Raw genomic sequence first — 24417 nt, forward strand, 5'->3', positions numbered from 1 at the left:
ACCGCCCCTCCTGGGCATGCGACTTGCGAAATGCCGCCGTACAGCCCACACAAGGAGACTTCATGCCATGGCCGCCCCTCGCGTTGGAAGACGCATGAGAATCCTTGTCCTCGGCTCCGGTGCAAGCGGCGGCTTTCCGCAATGGAACTGCAACTGCCGGCTGTGCGCAGGCCAGCGCCAGGGCATGCTCGATGCCTGCGCGCGCACGCAAAGCTCGATCGCCGTCTCCGCCGACGGCGAATCGTGGGTGCTGCTCAACGCATCGCCCGACATCGGCCAGCAGATCCGAAGCCATGCCCAGCTGCACCCACGCCACGGACTGCGCGACACGCCGATCAAGGCGGTGGTGCTGATGGACGCGCAGATCGACCACGTCGCCGGGCTGCTCGGCCTGCGTGAAGGGCCCTGCATCGACCTCTATGCCACGCCGTGCGTGTTCGAGGACCTGACCACCTCCTTCCCCGTGCTCGGCGTGCTGGAACACTACTGCGGCACGCGCTGGCACATGCTGGCCGTGGCCGGCACCCAGACCCGCGTCGACTTCAGCGTTGCCGGCTTTCCCTCGCTGCGCTTCACCGCGGTGGCCATCCCCGGCAAGGCACCGCCGTATTCGCCGCACCGCCGCGAGCAGACGGTGGGCGACAACATCGCCCTCCTGATCGAGGACCTGCAGGGCGGCCGGCGCCTCTTCTACGCGCCGGGCCTGGCCGAAGTCGGCCCGCCGGAGCTGCGCTGGATGCACGACGCCGACTGCCTGCTGCTCGACGGCACCTTCTGGGCCGAGGACGAGATGCGCCGAGCCGGCCTGGGCACCCGGACCGCCAGCGACATGGGCCACCTGCCGCAGACTGGCGCCGGCCCGCGCGCCGGCATGGTGGACGCGATGCTGGCCACGTCAGCGCGGCGCAAGGTGCTGATCCACATCAACAACAGCAACCCGATCCTCGACGCCGCCAGCGCGCAGCGCAAGCTGCTCGAAGGCCATGGCATCGAGGTGGCGTACGACGGCATGGAGATCTCGCTGTGATCCGGCGGCGCCTCCTGCCGGCGGTGCTGCTGGCGGGCCTGGCGCTTGCGGCACTGGCGGCACAGGCGGGTGTGATGACGCGCGCCACGCTGCAGCGGCATTTCCCGCCGCCGTGGACCGTGGGCGAGAAGGATGCGCAGCTGCCGGTCTGGCCGATCTTCAAGCAGGACATGACCAGCCCGGTGCTGGCGGGCTACGTCTTCGAGTCGATCGACCTGGCGCCGATCCCCGGCTTCTCGGGCACGCCGATCAACCTGCTGGTGGCGCTGGATCCGAAGGGCGCGTTCCTCGACGTGCGCGTGCTCTCGCACCACGAGCCGGTGTTCCTCGAGGGGCTGGGCGAAGGGCCGCTGTTCCGATTCGCCGAGCAGTACAAGGGGCTGTCGCTGCGGCAGAACATCAAGATCGGCTCCAACGCCAACCGCAGCGAACAGCACGGCAGCGCCAACGTCTACATCGACGGGGTCGCCAGGGCCACCGCGTCGGTGCGCATCCTCCACCAGAGCCTGCTGGCGTCCGCGCTGCGGGTGGCGCGCGCCCGGCTCGGCTTTGCCGCCGGCAGCGACCCGGCCTTGCTGGCGCGCGTGCGGCGCGACGGCTTCCGGCCGATGGACTGGGACGCGCTGATGCAGGCCGGGCTGGTGCAGCGCGTGCGGCTCTCGCGCGGCCAGGTGGAACGTGCCTTCGCGGGCACCGGTGTCGAGGAGGCGGGCGGCGCCGGCGAGAACTTCGACGAGACCTTCATCGAGCTGTACCTGGCCTACCTGAACGCCCCGGCCGTGGGCCGCAACCTGTTGTCGGAAGCGGGCTGGCAGCACCTGCTGGGCCGCATCGACGAGGGCGACCATGCGCTGCTGGCGATCGCCACCGGCCGCTACACCTTCGTGGGCGACAGCTTCGTGCGCGGCGCCGTGCCGGACCGCCTGACGCTCAGGCAGGGCGACCTGCCGCTGGAGCTGCGCGACCTCGACCTGGACGATCCGCTGCGGCTGCCGACCGCGCTGCGGCGCGCCGATGCCAAGGTCTTTCGCGTCATCGGGCCGGCGGGGCTGGACCCGGCAAGGCCGCTGGACTTCGCGCTGCGCGTGACGCGCGAGAAGGGCATGCTCTACGGCGAGCGGGTGAGCCGCGACTTCGCCCTGCCCTACAGGCTGCCGGCCGACCAGGTGATCGCGCCGGAGAGCGACGCCAAGGGCTGGCAGGCCGTCTGGCGCACGCGCGCCTGGGAACTGGCGGTGCTCGCGGGCGCGCTGGCGCTGCTGGCGGTGGTGCTGGCGCGGCCGCGCTGGATCGTCGCCACGCCCGGGCGCCTGGCGCGCTTTCGCACCGGCTACCTGGTCTTCACGCTGGTCTTCATCGGCTGGTTCGCGCAGGGCCAGCTCTCCATCGTCCACATCACCGCCGCGATCCAGGCACTGGTGGCCGGGCGCCCATTGGCCTTCCTGCTGTACGACCCGATGAGCGTGGCGCTGTGGGCCTTCGTCGCGCTCACGCTGGTGGTCTGGGGACGCGGCACCTTCTGCGGCTGGCTCTGCCCCTTCGGCGCGCTGCAGGAGCTGGCGGCGCAGATCGCGCGGCGCGCGGGCCTGAGGAAGCACCTGCGGCCGCACCGCGATCTCGATGCGCGGCTCAAGCGGCTCAAGTACGCGGTGCTGGCCGTCGTGCTGGTGCTGGCGGCCGTCTCGCCGGCGTGGACCGACCGGGCGGTGGAAGTCGAGCCGTTCAAGACCGCGATCACGCTGAACTTCGTGCGCGCCTGGCCCTTCGTGGCCTGGGCGGGCGGCCTGGTGCTGCTGAACCTGGTGCTCTACAAGGGCTTCTGCCGCTACCTGTGCCCGCTCGGCGCGGGGCTCAAGCTGCTCGGGCACGCGCGGCTGCTGAAGTGGATTCCGCGCCGCGCCGAATGCGGCACGCCGTGCCAGACCTGCCGGCACCGCTGCGAGTACCAGGCGATCAAGCCCGACGGCGCGATCGTCTACGGCGAGTGCTTCCAGTGCCTGGACTGCGTGGCCATCCACGACAGCCCGCAGCGCTGCGCGCCGCTGATCGCGCGCGGTCGCCAGCGGGTGATTCCGGTGCACGCGGCGGCCGCCGTCCGGAGCGCGGCATGAAGCGGCGCCAGCTGCTGCGCCTTTCGCTCGGGCTGGGCGCGCTGGCCGGCTGCGCGGCCGTGGCGCCTGCCGGCACCGCGCTGCACTGGGGCCGGCGCGATCTGCTGGGCTTCGGCACCACGCTGAGCCTGCAGGCCGGGCACGAGCGCCGGGCCGTCGTGGAGCGGGCGCTGGACGACGGCGTCGCAGTGCTGCGCCGCATCGAGGCGCAGATGAGCCTGTTCGATCCCGCCAGCGCGTTGTCGCGGCTGAACCGCGAGGGCCGGCTGGCCTCGCCGCCGGAAGAGCTGCTGGCGGTGCTGCGCATCGCGCACGAGGTGTCGCGCGAGAGCCGCGGCGCCTTCGACGTGACGGTGCAGCCGCTGTGGGAGGCCTTCGCGGCCGCCAAGCGCGAAGGCCGCCTGCCGGACGCGCGGGAAGTGGCGGCGGCGCGCGCGCGGGTCGACTGGCGCGCGCTCGATGCGCGGCGCCGGCTGGTGCGCTTCGACACGCCGGGCATGGCCGTGACGCTCAACGGCATCGCGCAGGGCCACGCGGCGGACTGCGTGCGGCAGGCGCTGGCGGCGCGCGGCATCCGGCACGCGCTGGTCGATGCCGGCGAGTTCGCGCCGCTCGGGCTGCGCGGCGGCGCGCAGGCGTGGTCGCTCGGCATTGCCGACCCGCAGGCCGAATCCGCCCTGATCGCGCGGCTGCTGGCCGACGGGCGCTGCGTGGCCACCTCGGCCGACAGCCAGGCCTTCTTCAGCGCCGACCGCCGGCACCACCACATCGTCGATCCGCACAGCGGCTACTCGCCGCCGGACCTGTCGGCCGTGACAGTGGCGGCGCCCAGCGGCGCGCTGGCCGATGCACTGACCAAGGTGTTCTTCGTCGCCGGGCCCGCGCAGGCGCGGCAGGTCGCGCGCCAGTGGCAGGTCGATGCGCTGTGGGTCGACAAGGCCGGGCGCTGGGAGGCCACGCCCGGCCTGCGGATCGAACCCGCCGCTCGGCAGCCGAAGCTGTAGCCCAGGCCGAGCGGGCGGGCCGGGGAATGGAACCTGGCCCTGGCGCTCAGGCGGGCTTCGGCGCCCACGCCATGCACCAGCCCTTGGCCGCGATCTGCTTGCGGCCGAACATCGCGCAGCCCGCCCAGGCCTCGGTGGGCGAGCCCTGCCACATCGCGCAGTTCACGCATTCCTGCGTGGCCGCATGGCGCGGGTACTTCTTCTTGTCGACGCTCTTCGTGTCGTGCCTGTAGCCCAGCTGCGCTGCCGTCTCGTCGCTCTCCTCGGCGCGCGGCGGCGCGGCCAGCACGTGCACCGGCAGCGCCGCCAGCAGGCAGGCACCGCCGGCCGCGCGACCGACGAACTCCCGGCGGGAGGCGTCGCGGCCCCCTTCGCTCTTGCGATCCGTCATGCCGCCTCCTTCAGTTGGACGCCACGCGAGCCTCGCCCGCCCGGGCGCTGCGCGTCGTGCCGGCAGAGGGGATCTTGAAGACCCACACCATGCCGCCCTGCTCCAGCAGGTTGACCTTCTTGGCCACTTCGCCGCCCCACAGCGGCACGGCGCCGCCCCAGCCGGAGACCACGGCCACGTACTGCTCGCCGCCCTGCTGCCAGGTGACCGGCGGCGCGACCACGCCCGAGCCGGTCTGGAACTCCCACAGCACCTTGCCTGTCCTGGCGTCGGCCGCCTTCAGGTAGCCCTCGGGCGTGCCCCAGAACACCAGGTTGCCGCCGGTGGTGAGCACACCGCCCCACAGCGGCGCGCCGTTCTTGACCTCCCAGGCGATCTTGCCGGTCTTCGGATCGACCGCGCGCAGCGCGCCGATGTAGTCCTCGTTGAGCGGCTTGATGGTGAAGCCCGAGCCGAGGTAGGCCGCGCCCTTCTTGTAGGCCACGGGTTCGTTCCAGATGTCCATGCCCCATTCGTTGGCGGGCACGTAGAACATCTTCGTGTCGGGGCTGTAGGCCATCGGCATCTGGTTCTTGCCGCCCAGGAAGCCCGGCGCCGCGAAGACCGCGCCGCCCTTCTTGCCGTCGGCGCTGGCGACCGGATCGCCCGGGCGGTTCTCGGGCACGAAGTTCGGGCGACCGGTCTTCAGGTCGATGCCGTCGGCCCAGGTCGTCTTCCTCACGAAGGGGAAGGCGTTGAGCAGCTGGCCGGTGGTGGCGTCGTTCACGTAGAAGTAGCCGTTGCGGTCGGCCTTGCCGCCCACGCGCCGGCCGTCCATGTCGAAGGTGACGAACTCGTTCACGCCGTCGAAGTCCCAGCTGTCGCTGGGCGTGTTCTGGTAGTGCCACTTGATCTGGCCGGTCTTCACGTCGATGGCCACGGTCGAGCATGAGAACAGGTTGTCGCCCTTGCGCAGGTGGCTGTTCCACGGCGCCGGATTGCCGGTGCCGAAGTAGGCCAGGCCGGTCTTGGGATCGAAGGTGCCGCCCAGCCAGGTGGCGGCGCCGCCGGTCTTCCAGAGGTCGCCCGGCCAGCTCTTGTTGACGGTGCCCGAGACGCCCGCCTCCTTCTTGTTGCCGTCGTTGTCGTAGGTGTAGCCCATGTGGCCTTCCACCGTGGGGCGCGACCAGACCATGCTGCCCGTCCTGGCGTCGCGCGCCTCGACGCGGCCGACGATGCCGAACTCGCCGCCCGACACGCCCGTGAGGATCAGGCCGTTGGCGATGATCGGCGCCGCGGTGGCCGAGTAGCCGGCCGCGTAGTCGTCGATCTTCTCCTTCCAGACCACGTCGCCGGTGTTCTGGTCGAGCGCCACCAGCTGCGCGTCGAGCGTGGCGAAGATGACCAGGTTGTCGTACAGCGCCGCGCCGCGGTTGACCACGTCGCAGCAGGGCATGATGCCCTCGGGCAGGCGGTGCTCGTACTTCCACAGCTTCTTGCCGGTGGTGGCGTCGAGGGCGTAGATGCGCGAGTACGAGGCGGTGACGAACATCTTGCCCTTGTGGATCACGGGCTGCGCCTCCTGGCCGCGCTGCTTCTCCCCGCCGAAGGAGAAGGCCCATGCCGGCGCGAGCCGGGACACGGTGCCGGTGTTGACCTGCTTCAGCGGCGAGTAGCGCTGGCCCTGGGTGTTCACACCCCAGGTCAGGACGTTGCCGTTCGCCGTGGCTTCGGACTGGATCATCTTGTCCGTGACTTGCGCGCCGGCGCTGCCGGCCGCGGCCAGGCCGATGGCCATGAGCGCGTTCAAGAGTTTCAATTGCATGGGGTGTCTCCTCGTGGGTGTGGATGGCGGCTCGGGCGTGCCACGCGGGCATGCCTCCACGGGAGTCAAGGGCAATCTCCATGCCACGCGCGATGCGGCCTTCCAGGCGCCATTCCGAGCGTCGCCCGGGCCCGTCGGTCGCGGGTTTTCCCGCTGCATTGCTACAAGGTCGAACAGCGCACGCGCCGGGACCGTTGCATCCCGGCGCAGTGATCGCCGGAAGGCTCCGGTCGTGCAACGGAGTTGCTGCGGCAGGGTTCCAGTCTTACTGTGTTAGTAATTTGAACAGAATCAAGGCATTATGCGAACTTCTTCGAGCAGGAGGTGAGCCTTGATGAAGGAACTGCATGAGTTTGAGCGCTACCTGGCGCATTTGGGCGAGGGTCTGGGCCATGCCGACCGGCAGGCCGGACTGCGCGGGTATTGCACCGGCCTGATGGCGCCGCTCAAGCGCAAGAGCGTGGAGCCGATGGCGGCGCACCTGGCACCTGCGGCCACGCGCTCGCGCCACCAGTCGCTGCACCACTTCGTGGCCGATTCGGCCTGGTCTGACGAACAAATGCTGCTGCGCGTGGCGCAGTGGGTCGTACCGGCGATGGACTTCAGCGACGGCGGCTGGTGGATCGTCGACGACACCGGCTTTCCCAAGCAAGGCCGGCATTCGGTGGGTGTGGCGCGCCAGTACTGCGGCATGCTGGGCAAGCAGGACAACTGCCAGGTGGCGGTGAGCGTGACGCTGGCATGCCAGGCGGGCAGCCTGCCGGTAGCCTGGCGGCTGTACCTGCCTCAGGAATGGGCCGTCGACAGGGAGCGGCGCGAGAAGGCGGGCGTTCCGCAAGACTTGGCGTTCGCCACCAAGCCGGCGATTGCGCTGGCGCAGATCGAGCGGCTGATGGCGCAAGGCGCCCCCAGGCACTGCGTGCTGGCCGATGCCGGCTACGGCATGGAGACGGCGTTTCGGGAACGCCTGAGCGAGTTGGGCCTGCCCTACGTGGTGGGCGTGACGGGCCAGGTGACGGTGTGGCCGCCCGGGCATGCGCCGCTGCCGCCCGAGCCGTACAGCGGACGTGGCAACGTGCCTACCCGGCAGCGCTTGGGGAATGCCAGGCACCAGCGCCCGCTATCGGTCAAGGAGTTGGCCTTCGAGCTGGATCCTTCTCAATGGCAGACCCTCGAGTGGCGCGAGGGCACCAACTTCGCCTTGCGATCTCGCTTCGCCCGCGTTCGCGTACATGCAGCCCATCGCGATCATCAGCGCTCGCAGTTGCGCCCTCAGCAGTGGCTTCTCATCGAGTGGCCCGAAGGCCACAAGGAGCCGATGAAGTACTGGCTGTCCACGCTGCCCGAGGCCGTGTCGCTGCAGCGCATGGTGCTGGAGGCCAAGATGCGCTGGCGCATTGAGCGCGACTACCAGGACCTCAAGCAGGAATTGGGGCTGGGCCACTACGAAGGCCGGGGCTGGCGGGGGTTCCATCACCACGCCAGCCTGAGCATCGCCGCTTACGGTTTCTTGATGGCGCGGCAACTGCGGCATCCCGAGGGAGCCGGTAAAAAAAACTCCGCACGAAGCAAAGAATCTGCCCTACCCACGCATTACAAGCCTCGCGGCAGCCCAGCGCACGCAGCGCCACGTCCCATCGTCCATCACGACTTTGCGGCTGCTTATCGCCGCAGCCTTGCTCAAGACGCTGCCCCGATGTCCGTGCTGCCTGCGCGAAAACGCAAGGCTACGCTTGTGACACAGTAAGACTAGTGGCACAGCTCTCGTCAGCTCCGAGGACCCAATCTTCTCCACGCGTTTGGTGCCTATCAGGCACCACTGTGCGTCCGTTTTCGAGCCTACCGCCCCGCTCATTGGCTACCTACGATGAATGGCATGCGGCCTTCCGCCGTGATCCGTGCCTGACAACCCCTGGGAGTTGAACGGCAACTTGCTGCCAGTCTCCTGGCAAATTTGGCCCGCGCAATCGGGCCGCCCTTTTGGAGATCCCGCCATGTCCCCCACAGATGAGACCTTGCAACCCACGAGCGAGAAACCTAAAGATCTGGTGCCCTCCCGTTACGCTCTGCGCATCGGCGATATCGACGCGCTGGTGGTCAGCGATGGCGTGCTGCCGCTGCCCACCTCGACCATGGCCACCAACGCCGACCCGGCAGACCTGGCGAGCTGGCTGGACCAGATGTTCATGCCGCCCGACAAGTACGACTGGCCGCTGAACGTGATGGTGGCCCGCAGCGACGACCAGACCATCCTCATCGACGCCGGTCTGGGCGGCCAGTTCCCGGGCTTCCCGCGCGCCGGGCAGTTCCCACAACGCTTGGCCGCGGCCGGCATCGAGCTTGAGTCCGTCACCGACGTGATCTTCACCCACATGCACATGGACCACGTGGGTGGGCTGCTCGTTCCCGGCATCAAGGAGCGCCTGCGCCCCGACGTGCGCATCCACGTGGCCAAGGCCGAAGTCGATTTCTGGATTTCGCCCGATTTCTCCCACACAGTCATGCCCAAGCCGGTGCCGGAGGTGCTCCGCTCCACGGCCAAGAGCTTCTACAACGCATACCGCGACCGGCTGCAGACCTTCGAGGAGCGACGCGAGGTGGCGCCGGGCGTGGTGGTCCGCCGTACGGGCGGCCACACCCCAGGGCACAGCGTGGTCGACCTGGTGTCGGGCGGTGAGCGCCTGACGTTCGCCGGCGACGCCATGTTCCCGGTCGCGTTCGACCACCCCGACTGGCAGAACGGCTTCGAGCACGACCCCGAGAAAGCGGCCGAAGTTCGCATCGGCCTCTTGCGCGAGCTGGCGCAGACCCGCGGACTGCTGGTAGCCGCTCACCTGCCCTTCCCCTCCCTCGGCCGGGTGGCGATCGACGGCGACATCTTTCGCTGGGTTCCGATCATCTGGGACTACTGAACCCGGGTCGACGGTACGCGAGCAAGCCGCCGGCATGCAGCGCCGCATCGTCGATCTCCATTTTTTTCTCTCGCAATCTTCGCAAACGGGTACCTCAGCCGCACTGAGGCCGGAGCACACATGACCCATCGTCTCAACTACATCAAGCAATCGCCCGAACTCTTCAAGAAGCTGATCGAGTTCAGCACGCTCGTGGACCACGGCACCATCGAGCAAACGGTTCGAGACCTCGTCGCGATCCGCGCATCACAGCTCAATGGCTGCGCGTTCTGTCTCGACATGCACATCAAGGAGGCCAAGATCCACGGCGAGCGCGAACTGCGCATCCACCATCTGGCCGCATGGCGTGAATCGACGCTGTTCGTTCCGCGCGAGCGTGCGGCCCTGGCCTGGACCGAAGTGCTGACCAAGCTGCCCGAGCACGGCGTGCCCGACGACATCTACGAGCGCGTGCGCACGCAGTTGTCGGAAAAAGAGCTTTCGGACCTGACCTTCAGCGTCATGGCCATCAATGCATGGAACCGCGTGAACGTCGCGTTCCAGACCGTGCCCGGGTCATCCGACAAGGCCTTCGGGCTGAACAAGGCGAACCTCGCCTAACAGGCTGCTGAAATACCTCCCTTGAAGGGTCGCCCGAAAGCGGGCCTGAGGCGTTGTCTTTGCAGACCCACAAAACCTGCTCCGATGCGCGGCCCTGACACATTCACCGAAGGTTTGTTCACCATGAGACGGCTGGACGACTTCGTTCCCGCCGACCATCCGCTGCGCCGCATCCGGGTGATGGTCAATGAGGCGCTGGCCAAGATGGACGAGTTGTTCTCTCGGATGTACGAGGCCGACATCAAGGGCGGCCGCCCGAGCATCGCGCCGGAGAAGCTGCTGCGGGCGATGCTGTTGCAGATCCTGTTCAGCATCCGCTCGGAGCGCCAGCTCATGGAGCAGACGCAATACAACATGCTGTTTCGCTGGTTCATCGGCCTGGCGATGGACGACGCGGTGTGGGTGCCGACGGTGTTCAGCAAGAACCGCCAGCGCCTGATCGAGCACGACGCGGTCGTCGCCTTCTTCAACGAAGTGCTGGAGACGGCGGAGAACAAGGATTGGTTGTCGGGAGAGCACTTCAGCGTCGATGGCACGCTGATCCAGGCCTGGGCAGGACACAAGAGCTTCGTTCGCAAGGACGGTGACGACGATGCCGGCAGCGGCGGGGACTTCAAGGGGCAGCGACGCAGCAACGAAACGCACGAGTCGAAGACCGATCCCGATTCGAGGCTGTACCGCAAGGGCAAGACTGCCAGCGAGTTGCGCTACATGGGGCACACGCTGACCGACAACCGTCACGGCCTGGTCGTCAACGCCATGGTCACGCAAGCCGACGGCTTTGCCGAACGCGAAGCGGCCAAGGTCATGATCAGGGACGCACGTCAAGCCACCGCGAGCCCGGATACCGAGGTCACGCTCGGTGCCGACAAGGGCTATGACGCGGCCGAGTTCATCGAGGCGCTGCATCGCATGAACGTCACGCCGCATGTGGCGCAGAACAAAGCGGGGCGTCGTTCGGCGGTGGCCGACGAGATCGCCCGGAGCGAGGGCTATGCGATCTCGCAGCGCAAGCGAAAGCTCATCGAGCAAGGCTTCGGCTGGGCCAAGTTCGTCGGCCCCATCCGGCAGGTGATGGTGCGCGGCATCCAGAAGGTCGACCAGTTGTTCGTGCTGACGATGGCCGCCTACAACCTCGTGCGCATGCGGACCTTGGCAGAAGTCCGTCCGTTGGCCTCGTAGCGGGGCAACGAGAGCCGAAAACGGGCTCTCGAAACGGGAAAACGGCGACGGCAGCGAACCTGGAACGCAGAAATCGCCCAATCGCCTTCTTCAGGCCGCAGGATGTCGTCGGCGCGCTTGGTACTTCAGCAGCCTGCTAAGCCCTCGCAGCAGCAAGCGTCACCGCCTCTAGCGGTGCCTTCGCCTGCTGCTGCATTCCTGCTCGGCGATGTTCTTCGCGCCGAGTTTCGACGGCGATCTGTGAGCGCATCCTCCACTCGCCAATGGTGGCTGCGCCTCGCAGACCAGCACCCTCTCTCCCGTGCCTCGAGTGCCTTCTTGCCATGCCACGGCCCCGTCGCCGAGGGCACAGCCATGCGCTTTCAGGGCACGCCTCGGGTCGAACTGAAGCGCCCTCGCGCGCCTATTGATTCCGTTGGCTCACTGCGGCGTTTCGCTCGAAAGGTCTACCGCATTGACCTGCCCAAACCTAGATTTGAGTGCGACAGATGCACAACGCGCGAACCACTCTTTTTCGTCGCATGCATCGACTGTCTGCCCCCTTCAACGGGGTTTCCGTTCGAGGGGTTCGCTCAAATTTTCAGGAGTAGTTGATGACGAAAAGAATCTTCTTTGCGGCACTGCTGGTCAGTCTCACGGCCTCGGTCTCGATCTATGCGATTCAGCCGGCCGGTGCTGTCGCCATTCTTCAAGCAACGAGCGATGCCTCGGTCGCAATCCCCTTCCCCTCGTCCGATCTCTCCTATCCGGCGCCCCAAGAGCCGATGGACCGCACGCCGATCACGCCGACCGAAACAGTGGGCGCCGCGAAATACGAACCCTTCTGATCGATGCGCTGAAACGCACGCGTCCTTCGCGCAACCTTCTTGCCCCTCGAAGAAAGACCCCATGTCCCTCAACGACCGAGAGCCGCCCGCGCGGCGTCTCTTCCTGCGCCAGATCGGCGGCGCTTCCAGCGTCGCAGCGCTCGCGGCGCCCGCACTGCTGGGTGGCCTCGCCAGTCCGCTCGCTTCGGCGCAGGACGCCGCGGCCCGCCCGGCCGACACTGCCCGCTCTTCGGGCTACTTGTCGCTGGGCCCGCAGGAGGCCGCCTGCGTCGAGGCCCTCGTCAACGTGATGTGTCCGGCCGATGCCATGACACCGAACGGTGTCGATTGCGGCTTGCACCTGTACATCGATCGCCAGCTGGCCGGCGCCTGGGGACGTGGCGACCAGCTCTATCGCCAGGGCCCCTGGCGCCCTGGCAAACCGCAACAGGGCTACCAGTCGCCCCTCGCACCGGAGCAGCACTTCAAGGCCGGCCTCGCAGTGCTGCGCCGCGAGGCTCAGCAACGCACGGGCAAGGCCATCGAGCAGCTCGAGGCCGGCCCGCTCGACGTCCTGCTGCAGGAGGTCGATGCCGGCCGGATGGACGACGAGCGCTATGCGCTCGGTGCGTGGTTCAACGACTTTTTCTATCCGCTGTTCGTTCAAGCCTGCTTTGCCGACCCGATGTACGGCGGCAACCGCGACAAAGTTTTCTGGCGCGCCGTCGGCTTCCCCGGCCTGCCCGCCTTTCACGGCCGCAACGTGGTCCAGTACCGCGGCCTGCCTTTTCCCGGTGCGGCCAAGCCGCAGTCGATCGAGGACTTCAGCTGAAGGCTCAACACCCATGACTCACAAACTTCCCAAACGCGCCGTCGTCTTCGTCGGCGGCGGCCTCACCGCCGGCCTGGCGGCGCGGCAGATGATGAACTCCGGCATCGACGTGCTGGTGCTCGAGCGCGGTGGCGATCTCGCCGGCAGTGCGGCTGCCACACTGCCCAACCAGCGCGACGAATTGCGCTGGGGCGTGCGCAACAGCCTGGTGCAGAACTGGGCCAACGAAACCTACACGTTACGTCATTCAATCAGCGAGAGCGCGCTGCCGGTACGCCGCATGGAAGCCTTCCTTCCCGGCGAAGGCATGGGCGGCGCGGCCAATCACTGGAACGGCCAGACCTGGCGGTGGGCCGAGTACGACCCGGCTCTGCGCACACGCCTCGAGTCCCGCTACGGCAAGGCCGCGATCCCGCGCGAGATGACGGTGCAGGACTGGGGCGTCAGCTACGCACAGATGGAGCCGTACCACGACCTGTTCGAGCGGCTCTTCGGCATCGCGGGCCAGGCGGGCAATGTCGGGGGGCAACTGATCGAAGGCGGCAACCCCTTCGAGGCGCCCCGAAAACGCGGCTTTCCGCAGCCGCCGCTCGAGATCCTCGAGTCGGGCCGCGTCTTCAAGGCTGCCGCGCAAAGCCTCGGCTACAAGCCGTTCCCGCTGCCCGCGGCCAACTCTCCGCGCGCCTACACCAACCCCGATGGTGCGAGCCTCGCGCCGTGCCAGTACTGCGGCCACTGCGAGCGCTTCATCTGCGAGGCCAATGCCAAGGCCAGTCCGGCGGTGCTGCTGTATCCCCTGCTGCTGAAACAGCGAAATTTCGAGATCCGTCTTCACTCGCAGGTGACCGGCCTCGTCTATGACAAGCACGCCAGGCGCGTGACGGCCGTGCGGTTCATCGATCTGCAGACCGCGCAAGCGTACGAGCAACCGGCCGACGTCGTCGTGCTGTCCGGTTTCACCATGACCAACACCAAGCTGCTGCTCACGAGCGGCATCGGGCGTCCCTACGACCCGAAGGCGGGCAAGGGCGTGGTCGGCAAGAACTTCTGCTACCAGGTGATGTCATCGGTGCCGGTGTTCTTCAAGGACCGCTGGATCAACCCCTTCATGGCGTCCGGCGCCTCGCAGATGGTGGTGGATGAATTCAACGGCGACAACTTCGACCACGCAGGGCTGGGCTTCTTCGGCGGCGGCTACATCTACTCGAACGTGACGAACGGCCGCCCCATCAATGCCCGGCTCCATCCGGCCGGAACGCCGCGCTGGGGATCCGCGTGGAAGCAGGCCAATGCCGACTGGTACGCGCACGCCTTCAACGTCGCGGTGCATGGCAGCAACTACCCGCACAGCCATAACTACCTCGACCTCGATCCGACGTACCGCGATGCCTACGGCTCGCCGCTGCTGCGCATGACGTTCAATTTCCGCGAGAACGACCATCGGATGAGCGAGTACGTCACTGACAAGGCCGCCGGTATTGCGCGCGCCATGGGTGCCACGAAGGTCGGCGCACCGCAACCCCGGCGCGGCGACTTCGACGCGCGGCAGTACCAGACGACGCACACCACCGGCGGCACGGTCATGGGTGCCGACCCGTCGACGAGCGTGGTGTCGCCCCACCTGCAGCACTGGGATGCGCAGAACCTCTTCGTGGTCGGCGCATCCGTGTACGCGCACAACGCGGGCTACAACCCCACCGGTCCGCTCGCGGCATTGGCACTGCGCCTTGGCGACGACCTGGTGCGCTATGCCAGGCAACCGCGCATGCTTTGAGGAGCCCGTCATGCGAACACTCCTTCTCTCGGCCTGCGCCGCGGCATTCGTGAACCTGGCGCACGGTCAATCGGCCGTGCAGCCGCCCAAGACATGGACGACCTGCGCGGCATGCCATGCGGCGCAAGGCGCAGCCGCCATTGGGCCGCCGCTTGCCGGCGTAGTGGGCCGAAAGGCCGGCTCGTCGCCGGGGTTCGGCTACAGCCGAGCCATGAAGAATGCACAGATCACCTGGGACGACAAATCCCTGGCCGCCTTCCTGAGCGATCCGCAGCAAGCCGTGCCGGGCAACAGGATGCCTTTTGCAGGCGTTACCGATCCCGGTGAAGTTGCGGAACTCGTCAGGTACCTGAAGACGCTGCGATAGCAGGCCGCCTTTATTCACTGGTGGCTTCGGGCTGCATGCCCCTATGACTTATGGACTTCAGGGACTAGAGCCCGACGTCGCGCGATGCCGCGCTACGATCTCGAACAGAAACTTGAGTCTCAACGCATGGAAACCGCCCGCCCGATCCGCCTATCCGGTCAACAGCCCTGCGTGGCCCGTGCCCAGCTCCCGGCGACGTGAGACGGCCAGTACGCAGACTCATCATGCAAGCGCAGTCCGAGGAGCCACCTGACCCAGCGTCGACGGAAGTCCGGTGGTACTTCGGCGATTTCGTTGTCTGGGAGGCGCAGCGCCGGTTCGAGCGCTCCGGCGACACCGTGCGGCTGGGGCCACGCTCTTTCGATCTGCTGCTGCAACTGATCAAGCGGGCCGGTGAACTCGTGAGCAAGGACGACCTGCTCGCAGCGGTCTGGCGTGGCGTCGTGGTCGAAGAGGCCAGCGTGCGGGTCCACATGTCGACGCTTCGCAAGGCGCTGGGCGAACCCGGCGACAGCGACGAATGCAAGGAGTGGATCTCCAACGTTCCGCTGCGCGGCTACCGCTTCAACGGACGTGTCCGGCGCGAGGCGACCGGCATCCCGGCCAGGCCCGTGGCACTGGAACCACTGCCCGACCCCGGCTTCACCCCGCTGCCGGTTCGGATGACGGAACTCGTCGGTCGCGAAGCCGACGCAGCGAGCGTTCTCGAAGCGCTCGAAACGCACCGGCTGGTCACGATCGTAGGCACGGGTGGCATCGGCAAGACCCGTCTCGCGATCCACGCCGCCGAGAGCCATCAGCACACGCACGGCACGGAGATCGCCTTCGTCGATCTGTCGTCGCTGATCTCCCAGGCTCACGTGCTCGGCACCCTGGCGCGCGCCGTGGGGGTGCCCGCCGACCTGCCCGACACCGTCGGGGCCATCACGCACCGCCTGATGGGGCGCACCGTGCTGCTGTTGATCGACAACTGCGAGCACGTGGTGGACTCCTTGGCGCCGCCGATCGCCGGCTTGCTTTCCGTGCTGCCCGACCTGCGCATCCTGGCAACCAGCCGCGAGGCGCTTCGCGTGACGGGCGAGTATGTTTTCCGGTTGCCGGCGCTTGCCATCCCGAGCGCCGAGCAACTCTCGCTCACGCAGGCACTGCACTGGCCGTCCGTGGAATTGCTGGTCGAGCGGGCCAAGGCCGCGGGTGCGGGTGCGTTCGACGAATCGCATGGCCCCCTGCTGGCCCAGATCACCAGGCAGGTCGACGGCATCCCCCTGGCCATCGAACTGGTGGCCGCGCGCCTGGGCGTGCAGCCGGTCGTCGATCTGGCGCGCAGGCTGGACGACCACATGCGCCTCTATGCCTTCAGCCGCGCCGCGCTCGCACGGCACCGAACGCTCGCCGCAGCGCTGGACTGGAGCATCGCGCTTCTGAGCGATACGGAACTGCGGCTCTTTCGCTGGTTGTCGGTGTTTCGGGGGCGCTTCGATGTGGAATCCGCGCTAGGCGTGAGCGCCGGCGGCCTGGACGCCGAGGTGGCATTCGACGCACTGATCTCTCTGGTCAACAAGTCGCTTGTCTTCTTCGACAGCAACGACGCTGTCGCGCCCTACCGGCTGCTGGACACGACGCGAAGCTATGCCGCTGCGCTTCTCGCGCAGAGTGATGAACGACCGGCATTGCTGCGGCGCCATGCGGTCCTCATGCGCGATCTCATGAAGGCTGCGGCGGCGGAACTCTCTGACCTGACCGAGCAGGCCTGGGCCGACCGTTATGCACACCGCCTGGACGACGTGCGCTTTGCACTCGAAGCCTGCCTGACGCAGCAGCCCGACGCGAAGATGGCCGCCTCGCTGGTGACGGCTTCCGCGCCATTGTGGTTTCACCTGGCCCAGGTCGTCGAATACCGCGACCGGGTCTCCGCAGCGCTAGCACTGGTCGATCGTCAACCCACGCGCGACACGGAAACGGCGACCTGGCTGAACACGGCCCTGGTCAGCGCCCTGCTCCACACCGGCAGATCCACACCGGAGTTGGGTGCCGCCGCGGACCAGGCCCTGGCCGGCGCGCTTGCCGTCAAGATCCCCGTGCTGGAACTGCAAGCCCGTTGGGGGCGGTGCACGCACGACATGTTCCGCGGCGAGTATTCGGCGGCCTTGGATCAGGCGCACACGCTGATGGCGGCCGCGCAATCCTGGTCCGACCCCGCCGCGCTCAATCTCGCCCACCGGGTGACGGCAATGGCCAGCCACTTTTGCGGCCACTTCGATGTGGCGAGGATGCACAGCGAAGCATCGGTGCGCATCGGCGGCGGCCTCGGCCATGCCCGGGCCAACATGGTGGGGGTCAACGCCATCGTTGCGGCGAAAGCCATGCTGAGCCGGACGCTCTGGGTCCAAGGGGAAACGGCCCGGGCCCTGGAAGAGGCCAGCGACGCGGTGGACCGAGCGCAGGCGGCCGGCAAGTCCGTCTCTCTGTGCTCCGCGCTGTATGGCGCCTGCCCGGTCGCGCTGTGGGCCGGAGAACTCGAGCTTGCCGCTCAATGGATTCACTTGATGACGGACGAAGCACAGCGCAAGGGCCTGGTGGGCTGGCTGCGCTATGCCGAATGGTTCTCCCAAGGGCTGCAGTTGGGCATCGCGCCGGACCGGGACCTTTACGTGCGTGAGGTGGCCGGCCAGCTCTCAAGCTATGACGCACCCCACAGGGAGATGCTCGCGACCTTCTGCATCGACTGGGTCGACGACGAGATGATCGAGCGCGTCTCGCGCGGAGACAGTCCATGGATCGCCGCCGAGGTCTGGCGCGCTGCCGGCTGGCGCGCGGAGCAGAACGCTGCACCCGACGAGGCAGACGCTTTCTACCTCCGGGCAATCGAGACTGCGAGGCAACAAGGCGCCATCGCCTGGGAAAAGCGCGCCGCACTGGCACGGGTCCGCCGGCCCGGCGCGCAGCCGGTTCATCGCTGACCTGCCCTGGCGCGCAGTCCTTCCAGCGTACCCGCTGCACGCAGTTCCCAGGCGAGTGCGCCTTGCGAGCGCGCAAGGGCGTGGGCCTGCAGATAAAGCGCCTGGGCTTCGGCGTCGTCGCCCAACAGCTCCTTTCGCCGCCCGGCCACACGGTAGACCTCGGCGGCACTCCACTGGCCTTCGCCCCGCATCGCGCGAGCAACCAGGTCATCGTCCACCCACTGGTCGCAGAACGTGACCATCATCTCCCTGCGGGGCTCATCCATGGCCAGGACCTTTGCCGCGACGGCATCGATGTGCGCGCCGGCGTCGTCGACCTCGCCGAGCTTCATGGCGTCGTCGTAGCAGAGGGCCCAGTCATGCCAGTAGGCGAAACCCTTGGACCGGGTCTGCCGCAGCATCGTGTCGATCCAGGCGCGGGCTGCCCGTCGTTCGACGGCCCATATGGCCATGGGACAGATCCAGAAGAGGGCAACGCACAGGGACAGCGTGTGTCCCAGCGCCTCGGCCTCCTCCATGCACCGGATGGCAGTGACCATGGCAAGACGGCTCTCGCCCTGGATCCACAGCGTCCTGGCAAGAATGGCCATTGCAGTGGTGCGCGCGTCGGGCTGGAACGCGTTGGCATGGTTGCGCCGGGTCGCGTCGTCCACGTCCGCCGCTGCTTCGGCGTGCACCCTGGCCTCGGCGAACGCGCCGCAGAAGTGATTGGCGAGCGCCAGCATCCGGTGCGACAGGTTGCGCGTCACGGCGACGGTCGAGTGGCTCGCAAACTCGCTCAGGATCTCGGCATGCCGCAACGCCGGTGTGTACGCGCCGCGCGTGATGTTCAGCGCGCAAAGGCCCCACCGAGCCTGGAATTCGAGTGTCTTCACCTTGAGTTCCAATGCGCAATCCAGCGCCCGCTCGCACGCCTGTGTCATCTCCGGCACCGTGCCGCCGGTGTGCCACAACGCGTTGTAGAGCGCAATCTCCAGCCGTCCGGCCATCAGGCGGTCGGGTGCCTTCAGCGCATCGACATGGTCCAGCGCCGCGCGAACGCGATCCCGGTACTCGCTGACCTCGGACAGGCGGAACCACAGTGGCGCCGATGCGACAGTGAGCGCGCCCGCGATCGTCATGTCTTCGTGGTGGCCGATGCAGGCATCCAGAGCCGCACGAACGTCGTCCAGGCAGCCGCGGTAGCGCTGCGTCCAGGCCTCGGCATCCAGCAAGGCCAGGTCCGCGGTGGCAATACCCATGAGGTCCAGCATGAAAAGGGCATGGCTTTTCGACACCGCGTCTCTCTCCCCTGCCCGCACGAGCAGGGCATGCGCATAGCTGCGGGTGGTATCGAGCAGGCGGTAGGGTGATTCCGCGGCTTGGTCGGTGTCATACACGACGAGCGACTTTCTGGCGAGGTTCAGCAATGCGTCGGAGGCCACGTCGGGGTCCAGCGCGCTGGCTGCCACACTGAGCGCCGCCTCGATGCCGAAATATGCGCGGAACACCGACAGCCTGCGAAACAGCAGCAACTCGGCGTCACCCAGCAGGCCGATGCTCCAGTCCAGCGTCGCCGCGAGCGTGCGGTGTCTTGGCAGCGCAGCCCGTCTGGCGGTGGAATGCAGGCGCATGTGATCGTCGAGCCGGAAGGCCAGGTCGCTCGCGGATTGGGCCCCCAGGCGGGCCGCGACCAGCTCGATTGCCAGCGGGATCCCGTCGACCTGCTGGCAGATCCTGGTGAGCGGACCGCTGCTCGCGTCGTCGAATGCGCTGGCGCCCGCGGCCAAGGCTCTCTCGACGAGCAGTTGCACCGCCGGCGAGCGCAACGCATACCCCAGGGAGCCGGGCTGGGACTGCTGAACCGCCAGGGGCGCCAGGCGAAAGACATGCTCGCCGCCCACGCGCAGCACCTCGCGGCTGGTTGCAAGGACCTGCAGCCTGGGCAACGCCGCCAGGAACCTGCCCAGGAGCGGCGACAGCTTCTCGATGACATGCTCGCAGTTGTCCACGAGCAGCAGCGTCGCCTGGCCTTCGAGGCGCTGGACGATGGCTTCTTCGATGTCCGTTACGCCGCCTCGCACGCCGATGGCGCGCGCCATCGTCGTCAGCACGTGGTCTTGCGAGGTCAGGGGCGCGAGATCGACGAAGCAGACCTGGGCGTGCGGCCGTTCGCGGTATCGCGCGGCGACGCAGATGGCAACGCTGGTTTTTCCCACGCCGCCGGGCCCCGCGACCGTGACCAGCCTGCTCGCCGCAAGCATGCCGAGCAGGCGCTCGACCTCCACCTCGCGCCCCACGAGACTGGAGAAGCGGGCCGGCAAGCCGGCGGGCGCATCCCGCAGCGATGCATGTGCCGCTTGCGCGGCGACAGCGGACGGCACGAATTCGCAGTGCACCCGCCCCAGAAAGCGATAGCCTCGCAGCGGAATGTTGGCGATCCATTCCAGGCACCCGTCCTGCGCTCCGGGCGGACCCAGGGCCTTGCGCAGGATCGACATATGGACCCGAACGCCCGCCTCCTCGACCACCGTGTCAGGCCAGACCGCCGCGAGCAGCTCGTCCTTGCTGATCACTTCGCCGGCGCGACCCACGAGCACCGCCAGCAGGCCGAGCGCGCGCGATCCGAGCCGCACGGGCTGCCCGTCGCGCTCGAGCCTAGGGTCGGCTTCCCACAGCGCGAAGGCGCCGAAGCGCCACCGGCGAATCTCAGACACGGACCAGCCCGCGCTGCTTAGCCTTGACGGCCACTTGCGCCCTCGAGCCGACATGCAGCTTCTCGCAGATTCGGGAGACGTGTGCCTTGACGGTACTGGCGGAAATGTCCAGCTTGCGGGCGATTCCCTTGTTGCAATCGCCTTTCACCAGGAAGCGCAGCACGTCTTCCTCCCGGGCGGTGAAGCCTGCGCGCGGCGTGCCGTGCCTGAAAAGCGCCTTCGTGCGCTTGCAGAGATAGAGAGAGCCTCCTCGAGCCACGCAGCGGATGGCATCCATCAGCTCGGCCGGATTCGCGTCTTGGCACACATAGCCGTGCGCCCCGCTGGCAACCGCCTGCATGACCTCCCCCTCCTTGGCCCGCCAGGCCAATACGACGATGCGCGGCACGCGAAAACCGCCGGCCCCGCCCGGCAGATCCAGTGCCGGAGCCGAAGCGAGCAGGCTCAGCGCGCAGGCGTGATCCGCCACCACCACGTCCACGATGGCCTCGTCGGGCCCGTCCCCCGCCTGCACGTGGAAGCCGGGTTCCTGGCCGAGGAGAGAGACGAGACCGGCCATGGCGAGCGGGTCGCCATGGCACACACGCACGTGCAGATCGAGGGAATCGGTCATGACGATGCCTCCAGAAGCAGTCCGCGGCGAAAGGCTTCGCTGATCGCGGCAACCCGCGTCGGCTTCCGGAGCTTGCGCAGGATCGCCTTCACATGGACCTTGACGGTGCCTTCGCCGATATCGAGTCGCCGGCCGATGTCCTTGTTGGCCAAGCCCTCCGCCATGAGCTGGAGCACTTCGAGTTCGCGGGCGGTTGGCACTGCAGACGAGAGGTTGTCCAGCAACTGGTCGGCCACGGGACAAGACAGGTACCTGCGGCCCTCTGCAACGCAGCGCACCGCATCCGACAGTTCCTCGGCAGAGCAATCGTGCAGAAGGTAGCCGCGCACGCCCGCGTCCACGGCGCGGCGTATCTGCCACCCGGTGCTCTGGTCCGTGACCACGAGGAAAGATCTCGATGCGGAGCCGCCCCGGCCGGGCGGGACATTCGTCGCCTTGTGAACGCCGGTTGCGTAGTCCGTGACGAGCACGTCCACGGTGTCGTCGCCACCATCGATGTCGGCAAGTCCGGATTGAACGACGAAGTCGGCGCGGGAGCGCAGCAGCGATGCGATGCCGGCGGCTACGTAGGGGTCGCGGTGTGCGACTGCCACATGGATCTGCCTGGCCTGGGTCGGCGCGGTCATGGGCTCAAGTCCTTCTGGAAGTCATGGGTGGAAGTCTGCTCAGTTGGCAAAACCGTTGCCAGTTAAGCCGTGTCAAGCCTTGTTAAGGGGCTGGATGCGCCAGGGACTGGACCACGGCGCGCTCGGGGACGGGCGCCTCCGGATGCATCGGCCCCCGACAATGTCCGATGGCGCCGCAGAGCCCGACGATGGCGTTCCCGGGCATGGGCTGCAGCGACTCGGAGGCGGCAATTGCCGCGCCGGCACCGGCCGCGACTGTCACGGCCACGGCGCAGGCAACGTTCTTGATCCATTCCATCCGGACGCCACGAGGAGGCAGCGAGATCTTCATCGGGTGCGGGGGGCGTCAGGGCGCGAGGGGGCGCAACCTCAGGGCTTTGCCGTCGCGACCGCGTCAGCGGCCTCCGCGATCATCCGGGCCACAAGCTTCGGCCGCGAGATCATGACCACGTGCGAAGCACCCTTGACCACGACCGTCTTCATCGACTTTGCGCGGTCGGCCATGAAGGCCTGCACGGCGGGCGGGATGTTCTTGTCGCGATCGCCGTAGATGAACCAGGAGGGAAGATTCTTCCAGGCGGCGGCAGGCGCCGGCTCGCCCAGGGCGCCTTCGGTGATGGGGCGCTGCGACACGGCCATCAGGTGGGCAAGCGCCGGCGCAACATCTTCGGCGAATTGCTTGGCGAACTTGTCCTGCTGGATGTAGAGGTCCTTGGCGCCGTCCGGAAGGAGCACCGGCGCGGCCAGCGTAGGGCCGAGCGTGCTGCCGGGAAACTTGCCCGACAGGTCGGCTGCCGATTCGCCCACTTCAGGGGCGAACGCCGCAACGAAGACCAGCGCCTGGACATTGGGTTTTCCAACCGCAGCGGCGGAAATCACCGCGCCTCCATACGAATGTCCGACCAGCACGACCGGCCCGGGGATCGAACCCACGATGGCGGCCACATAGTCCGCGTCGGACTTCACGCCACGCAGCGGATTGGCAGCCGCGACAACGGGAAAGCTGCGTGCACGAAGGTCACGCGCCACGTCGTTCCAGCTGGCCGATTCGGCGAACGCGCCGTGGACCAGGATGATGGTGGGCCTTGCCGGCGGCTCGCTCGCAGTGGCCGCGCTTGCAGGCGCCGAGAGGTGCAGCGCCACGATGCCGAGGGCGGTGAATGCGCGTACGAAACTGGGAAGATTTTTCATGCCGATTTCCTTTGATGAATAAATGATCTGACTTGAAAATTTCGCACCCCATGCGGGATGCATCGCGCAAGGGTGCTCGCGCACGCCTGCGCCAACGGGCTGGCATACGGGGCGCCGCCTGCAGAGCAGGTGTCCTGCACGAGCGGCGGCGCACCCGTGGCCACGGTGGCAAAACGGAGCTCCCCGTTCGCCGCCTCACCGCCTGCGACCGCGCAGGCGGCCGCGATGGCCAGCAGCGAGATGCTCATGTATCCCGCGCTGCAGACCCGATCGATCGCACCTCGCGGCGCGGCGTCGGCGGCCGCCTGCAAGGCCTGCGTGCGCGCCTTGAGCGTGCGGCGTGTCGCGCCCGGTGGCGCGAAGGATTGAATGCGCTGCGTCATGGTGACTCCTCGAGGGCGTGATGGCCCTGGCCTCAGGACGGCTGGGCTCCGGTTCGCGAACATCGCGGCACGGCTCGAATGCTAGGTTTCGCATCTCGGTTGCGGTAGGCATGCAGGAGGTACTGCCGTGTTGCATGCCCGGCATCAATGTGCATCGCACCGTCAGGCGCGCCGATGAAGAGGAAGCCACACGTTGAACTCGGCGCCGCGTCCCGGCCCCGCGGAGGTCGCCTTCACGAACCCGCCGTGGGCGACCGCAAGGCCGTGAACCAGCGCAAGGCCGATGCCCAGCCCACCGCGCGAGCCGCCCTCCCCGGTGCCGGCCTGGCTGAACAGGCCGAAGACATGCGGCAGGAATTCGTGCGCGATGCCGCAGCCGCTGTCCGCCACCGCAAGCCGTGCAAAGCCGTCCTCGGAGGAAAGGCGCACCTGAACCTCCGCGCCGGCGGGCGAGAACTTGATCGCGTTGTCCAACAGGTTGCCCACGACCTGCTCCAGCCGCACCGGGTCGGCATGGCAGATCAACGGATCGCCCGCCTTCATCTGCGCACGGATGCGCCCCGAAGGCCAGCGTGCGCCGAATGCGGCGACAAGGTCCAGCGCGAGTGCGCCGAAGTCGACCTCCGCGCGGCGCAGCGCCAGCTTGCCGGTTCGTACGCGCGAGAAATCGAGCAGGTCGTCGATGAGCCGCGTCTGGCTTTCGACGGCGCGCTGCATCGCCTGGGCGATGCGCTGCAGTTGCGAGGGTTCCGCGGATGCGGGCAGGCGCTGGAGCAGGCTGGCGTTCATCTGAATGACATTCAGGGGCTGCCTGAGTTCGTGCGAGATGACGGCCAGCGCCCGGTCCCGGGTGCTGCAGCGCAAGCTCGTTGCGGCTCGACCGTCGTGCGGGGTCTGAAGGGCGGCTTGCGCGCCCCCGGTGTGATAAAGCTCCACGAGGAATCCGTGCTTCTTGATGCGGCCACCCCGGATTCATCGCGGCAGGGGGCCTCGGTGATGAACGACGTTGTTCTCTGGTTCTTCGCGATGGCACCGATCGTAGGCAGCCGCATCTCCTCGCAGAAGGGCGCTGCGGTGGCGCACCGTGTTGCCGGCGGAACACCAATCGGCCAGAGCCGGCCGCGGCACATCGTTCGTG

General features: G+C 67.7%; 21 protein-coding genes. 12 read left to right on the plus strand and 9 right to left on the minus strand.

Annotated elements, in window-relative coordinates:
* The first annotated feature begins 94 nt into the window (after nucleotides 1-94).
* Genes pqqB through VAPA_RS31240 form a run of 3 tightly spaced genes read left to right on the plus strand, consistent with a single transcriptional unit; the run spans nucleotide 95 to nucleotide 4142 of the window.
* Entirely contained in the window at nucleotides 95-1027 is a 933-nt protein-coding gene (gene pqqB, locus VAPA_RS31230; protein ID WP_021004239.1) for a pyrroloquinoline quinone biosynthesis protein PqqB, read from the plus strand.
* Nucleotides 1024-3138, plus strand: a complete 2115-nt coding sequence (locus tag VAPA_RS31235; protein WP_021004240.1) for a 4Fe-4S binding protein — start codon at nucleotides 1024-1026, stop codon at nucleotides 3136-3138. The genes pqqB and VAPA_RS31235 overlap by 4 nt, the downstream gene beginning before the upstream one ends.
* Nucleotides 3135-4142: an FAD:protein FMN transferase gene (locus VAPA_RS31240; protein ID WP_021004241.1), complete on the plus strand. Its 1008-nt coding sequence runs from the start codon at nucleotides 3135-3137 to the stop codon at nucleotides 4140-4142. Before VAPA_RS31235 ends, VAPA_RS31240 begins: the two co-directional genes overlap by 4 nt.
* A gap of 46 nt (nucleotides 4143-4188) precedes the next feature.
* Here VAPA_RS31240 and VAPA_RS31245 read toward each other — a convergent pair whose 3' ends face one another.
* Both VAPA_RS31245 and VAPA_RS31250 read right to left on the minus strand, forming a co-directional pair.
* Nucleotides 4189-4533, minus strand: a complete 345-nt coding sequence (locus VAPA_RS31245) for a high-potential iron-sulfur protein (protein ID WP_021004242.1) — start codon at nucleotides 4531-4533, stop codon at nucleotides 4189-4191.
* Between the two features lie 10 nt (nucleotides 4534-4543).
* The gene (locus VAPA_RS31250; RefSeq protein ID WP_021004243.1) at nucleotides 4544-6337 is read right to left on the minus strand and encodes a PQQ-dependent methanol/ethanol family dehydrogenase; all 1794 of its coding nucleotides are present in this window, start codon (nucleotides 6335-6337) and stop codon (nucleotides 4544-4546) included.
* Nucleotides 6338-6671: 334 nt separating this feature from the next.
* Here VAPA_RS31250 and VAPA_RS31255 point away from each other — a divergent pair, with 334 nt between their 5' ends.
* The 9 genes from VAPA_RS31255 (at nucleotide 6672) to VAPA_RS31295 (ending at nucleotide 17770) form a co-directional block, all read left to right on the plus strand.
* Nucleotides 6672-8084, plus strand: a complete 1413-nt coding sequence (locus VAPA_RS31255) for an IS701 family transposase (RefSeq protein ID WP_021004244.1) — start codon at nucleotides 6672-6674, stop codon at nucleotides 8082-8084.
* Between the two features lie 247 nt (nucleotides 8085-8331).
* Complete coding sequence (locus tag VAPA_RS31260) at nucleotides 8332-9249, plus strand: MBL fold metallo-hydrolase (RefSeq protein ID WP_021004245.1); 918 nt, start codon at nucleotides 8332-8334, stop codon at nucleotides 9247-9249.
* A 120-nt stretch (nucleotides 9250-9369) separates the two neighbouring features.
* A complete protein-coding gene (locus tag VAPA_RS31265; RefSeq protein WP_021004246.1) occupies nucleotides 9370-9849 on the plus strand; it encodes a carboxymuconolactone decarboxylase family protein in 480 nt (159 codons plus the stop codon).
* 84 nt (nucleotides 9850-9933) lie between these two features.
* Nucleotides 9934-11031 carry an IS5 family transposase gene (locus tag VAPA_RS31270; protein ID WP_021004247.1) on the plus strand — a complete coding sequence of 366 codons (1098 nt, stop codon included), beginning with the start codon at nucleotides 9934-9936 and terminating at the stop codon, nucleotides 11029-11031.
* Nucleotides 11032-11624: 593 nt separating this feature from the next.
* On the plus strand, nucleotides 11625-11858 hold the full coding sequence (locus VAPA_RS31275; RefSeq protein WP_021004248.1) for a hypothetical protein: 234 nt from the start codon (nucleotides 11625-11627) through the stop codon (nucleotides 11856-11858).
* A 61-nt stretch (nucleotides 11859-11919) separates the two neighbouring features.
* Nucleotides 11920-12669: a gluconate 2-dehydrogenase subunit 3 family protein gene (locus VAPA_RS31280; RefSeq protein WP_021004249.1), complete on the plus strand. Its 750-nt coding sequence runs from the start codon at nucleotides 11920-11922 to the stop codon at nucleotides 12667-12669.
* 13 nt (nucleotides 12670-12682) lie between these two features.
* Nucleotides 12683-14443, plus strand: a complete 1761-nt coding sequence (locus VAPA_RS31285) for a GMC family oxidoreductase (protein WP_021004250.1) — start codon at nucleotides 12683-12685, stop codon at nucleotides 14441-14443.
* A gap of 10 nt (nucleotides 14444-14453) precedes the next feature.
* Nucleotides 14454-14810, plus strand: a complete 357-nt coding sequence (locus VAPA_RS31290) for a c-type cytochrome (RefSeq protein WP_021004251.1) — start codon at nucleotides 14454-14456, stop codon at nucleotides 14808-14810.
* Nucleotides 14811-15034: 224 nt separating this feature from the next.
* On the plus strand, nucleotides 15035-17770 hold the full coding sequence (locus VAPA_RS31295) for an ATP-binding protein (RefSeq protein ID WP_021004252.1): 2736 nt from the start codon (nucleotides 15035-15037) through the stop codon (nucleotides 17768-17770).
* Here the strand turns inward: VAPA_RS31295 and VAPA_RS31300 are convergent.
* The 7 genes from VAPA_RS31300 to VAPA_RS31330 form a co-directional block, all read right to left on the minus strand.
* Nucleotides 17761-20466 (minus strand): ATP-binding protein, encoded by a 2706-nt coding sequence (locus VAPA_RS31300; protein WP_021004253.1) that lies wholly within the window; start codon nucleotides 20464-20466, stop codon nucleotides 17761-17763. The genes VAPA_RS31295 and VAPA_RS31300 overlap by 10 nt on opposite strands.
* Nucleotides 20459-21079, minus strand: a complete 621-nt coding sequence (locus VAPA_RS31305) for a LuxR C-terminal-related transcriptional regulator (protein WP_021004254.1) — start codon at nucleotides 21077-21079, stop codon at nucleotides 20459-20461. The genes VAPA_RS31300 and VAPA_RS31305 overlap by 8 nt, the downstream gene beginning before the upstream one ends.
* Nucleotides 21076-21705 (minus strand): response regulator transcription factor, encoded by a 630-nt coding sequence (locus VAPA_RS31310; RefSeq protein WP_021004255.1) that lies wholly within the window; start codon nucleotides 21703-21705, stop codon nucleotides 21076-21078. Before VAPA_RS31310 ends, VAPA_RS31305 begins: the two co-directional genes overlap by 4 nt.
* Nucleotides 21706-21787: 82 nt before the next feature.
* Nucleotides 21788-22036 carry a hypothetical protein gene (locus tag VAPA_RS31315; RefSeq protein WP_021004256.1) on the minus strand — a complete coding sequence of 83 codons (249 nt, stop codon included), beginning with the start codon at nucleotides 22034-22036 and terminating at the stop codon, nucleotides 21788-21790.
* 38 nt (nucleotides 22037-22074) lie between these two features.
* Nucleotides 22075-22896: an alpha/beta fold hydrolase gene (locus VAPA_RS31320; protein WP_021004257.1), complete on the minus strand. Its 822-nt coding sequence runs from the start codon at nucleotides 22894-22896 to the stop codon at nucleotides 22075-22077.
* Nucleotides 22893-23279 carry a hypothetical protein gene (locus VAPA_RS34265; RefSeq protein WP_021004258.1) on the minus strand — a complete coding sequence of 129 codons (387 nt, stop codon included), beginning with the start codon at nucleotides 23277-23279 and terminating at the stop codon, nucleotides 22893-22895. Before VAPA_RS34265 ends, VAPA_RS31320 begins: the two co-directional genes overlap by 4 nt.
* Before the next feature lie 162 nt (nucleotides 23280-23441).
* Nucleotides 23442-24215, minus strand: coding sequence for a sensor histidine kinase (locus tag VAPA_RS31330; protein ID WP_080666938.1), 774 nt, complete (start codon nucleotides 24213-24215; stop codon nucleotides 23442-23444).
* Nucleotides 24216-24417 lie beyond the last annotated feature (202 nt).

Source organism: Variovorax paradoxus B4, from assembly GCF_000463015.1.
GTDB classification, from domain to species: domain Bacteria; phylum Pseudomonadota; class Gammaproteobacteria; order Burkholderiales; family Burkholderiaceae_C; genus Variovorax; species Variovorax paradoxus_E.

Bases quoted from the DNA above. Each gene is read 5' to 3' on its own strand.
- pqqB (WP_021004239.1), top strand. From the start codon at position 95: ATGAGAATCCTTGTCCTCGGCTCCGGTGCAAGCGGCGGCTTTCCGCAA.
- VAPA_RS31240 (WP_021004241.1), top strand. From the start codon at position 3,135: ATGAAGCGGCGCCAGCTGCTGCGCCTTTCGCTCGGGCTGGGCGCGCTG.
- VAPA_RS31245 (WP_021004242.1), bottom strand. From the start codon at position 4,533: ATGACGGATCGCAAGAGCGAAGGGGGCCGCGACGCCTCCCGCCGGGAG.
- VAPA_RS31250 (WP_021004243.1), bottom strand. From the start codon at position 6,337: ATGCAATTGAAACTCTTGAACGCGCTCATGGCCATCGGCCTGGCCGCG.
- VAPA_RS31255 (WP_021004244.1), top strand. From the start codon at position 6,672: ATGAAGGAACTGCATGAGTTTGAGCGCTACCTGGCGCATTTGGGCGAG.
- VAPA_RS31260 (WP_021004245.1), top strand. From the start codon at position 8,332: ATGTCCCCCACAGATGAGACCTTGCAACCCACGAGCGAGAAACCTAAA.
- VAPA_RS31265 (WP_021004246.1), top strand. From the start codon at position 9,370: ATGACCCATCGTCTCAACTACATCAAGCAATCGCCCGAACTCTTCAAG.
- VAPA_RS31270 (WP_021004247.1), top strand. From the start codon at position 9,934: ATGCGCGGCCCTGACACATTCACCGAAGGTTTGTTCACCATGAGACGG.
- VAPA_RS31275 (WP_021004248.1), top strand. From the start codon at position 11,625: ATGACGAAAAGAATCTTCTTTGCGGCACTGCTGGTCAGTCTCACGGCC.
- VAPA_RS31280 (WP_021004249.1), top strand. From the start codon at position 11,920: ATGTCCCTCAACGACCGAGAGCCGCCCGCGCGGCGTCTCTTCCTGCGC.
- VAPA_RS31285 (WP_021004250.1), top strand. From the start codon at position 12,683: ATGACTCACAAACTTCCCAAACGCGCCGTCGTCTTCGTCGGCGGCGGC.
- VAPA_RS31290 (WP_021004251.1), top strand. From the start codon at position 14,454: ATGCGAACACTCCTTCTCTCGGCCTGCGCCGCGGCATTCGTGAACCTG.
- VAPA_RS31295 (WP_021004252.1), top strand. From the start codon at position 15,035: ATGCAAGCGCAGTCCGAGGAGCCACCTGACCCAGCGTCGACGGAAGTC.
- VAPA_RS31305 (WP_021004254.1), bottom strand. From the start codon at position 21,079: ATGACCGATTCCCTCGATCTGCACGTGCGTGTGTGCCATGGCGACCCG.
- VAPA_RS31310 (WP_021004255.1), bottom strand. From the start codon at position 21,705: ATGACCGCGCCGACCCAGGCCAGGCAGATCCATGTGGCAGTCGCACAC.
- VAPA_RS31315 (WP_021004256.1), bottom strand. From the start codon at position 22,036: ATGAAGATCTCGCTGCCTCCTCGTGGCGTCCGGATGGAATGGATCAAG.
- VAPA_RS31320 (WP_021004257.1), bottom strand. From the start codon at position 22,896: ATGAAAAATCTTCCCAGTTTCGTACGCGCATTCACCGCCCTCGGCATC.
- VAPA_RS34265 (WP_021004258.1), bottom strand. From the start codon at position 23,279: ATGACGCAGCGCATTCAATCCTTCGCGCCACCGGGCGCGACACGCCGC.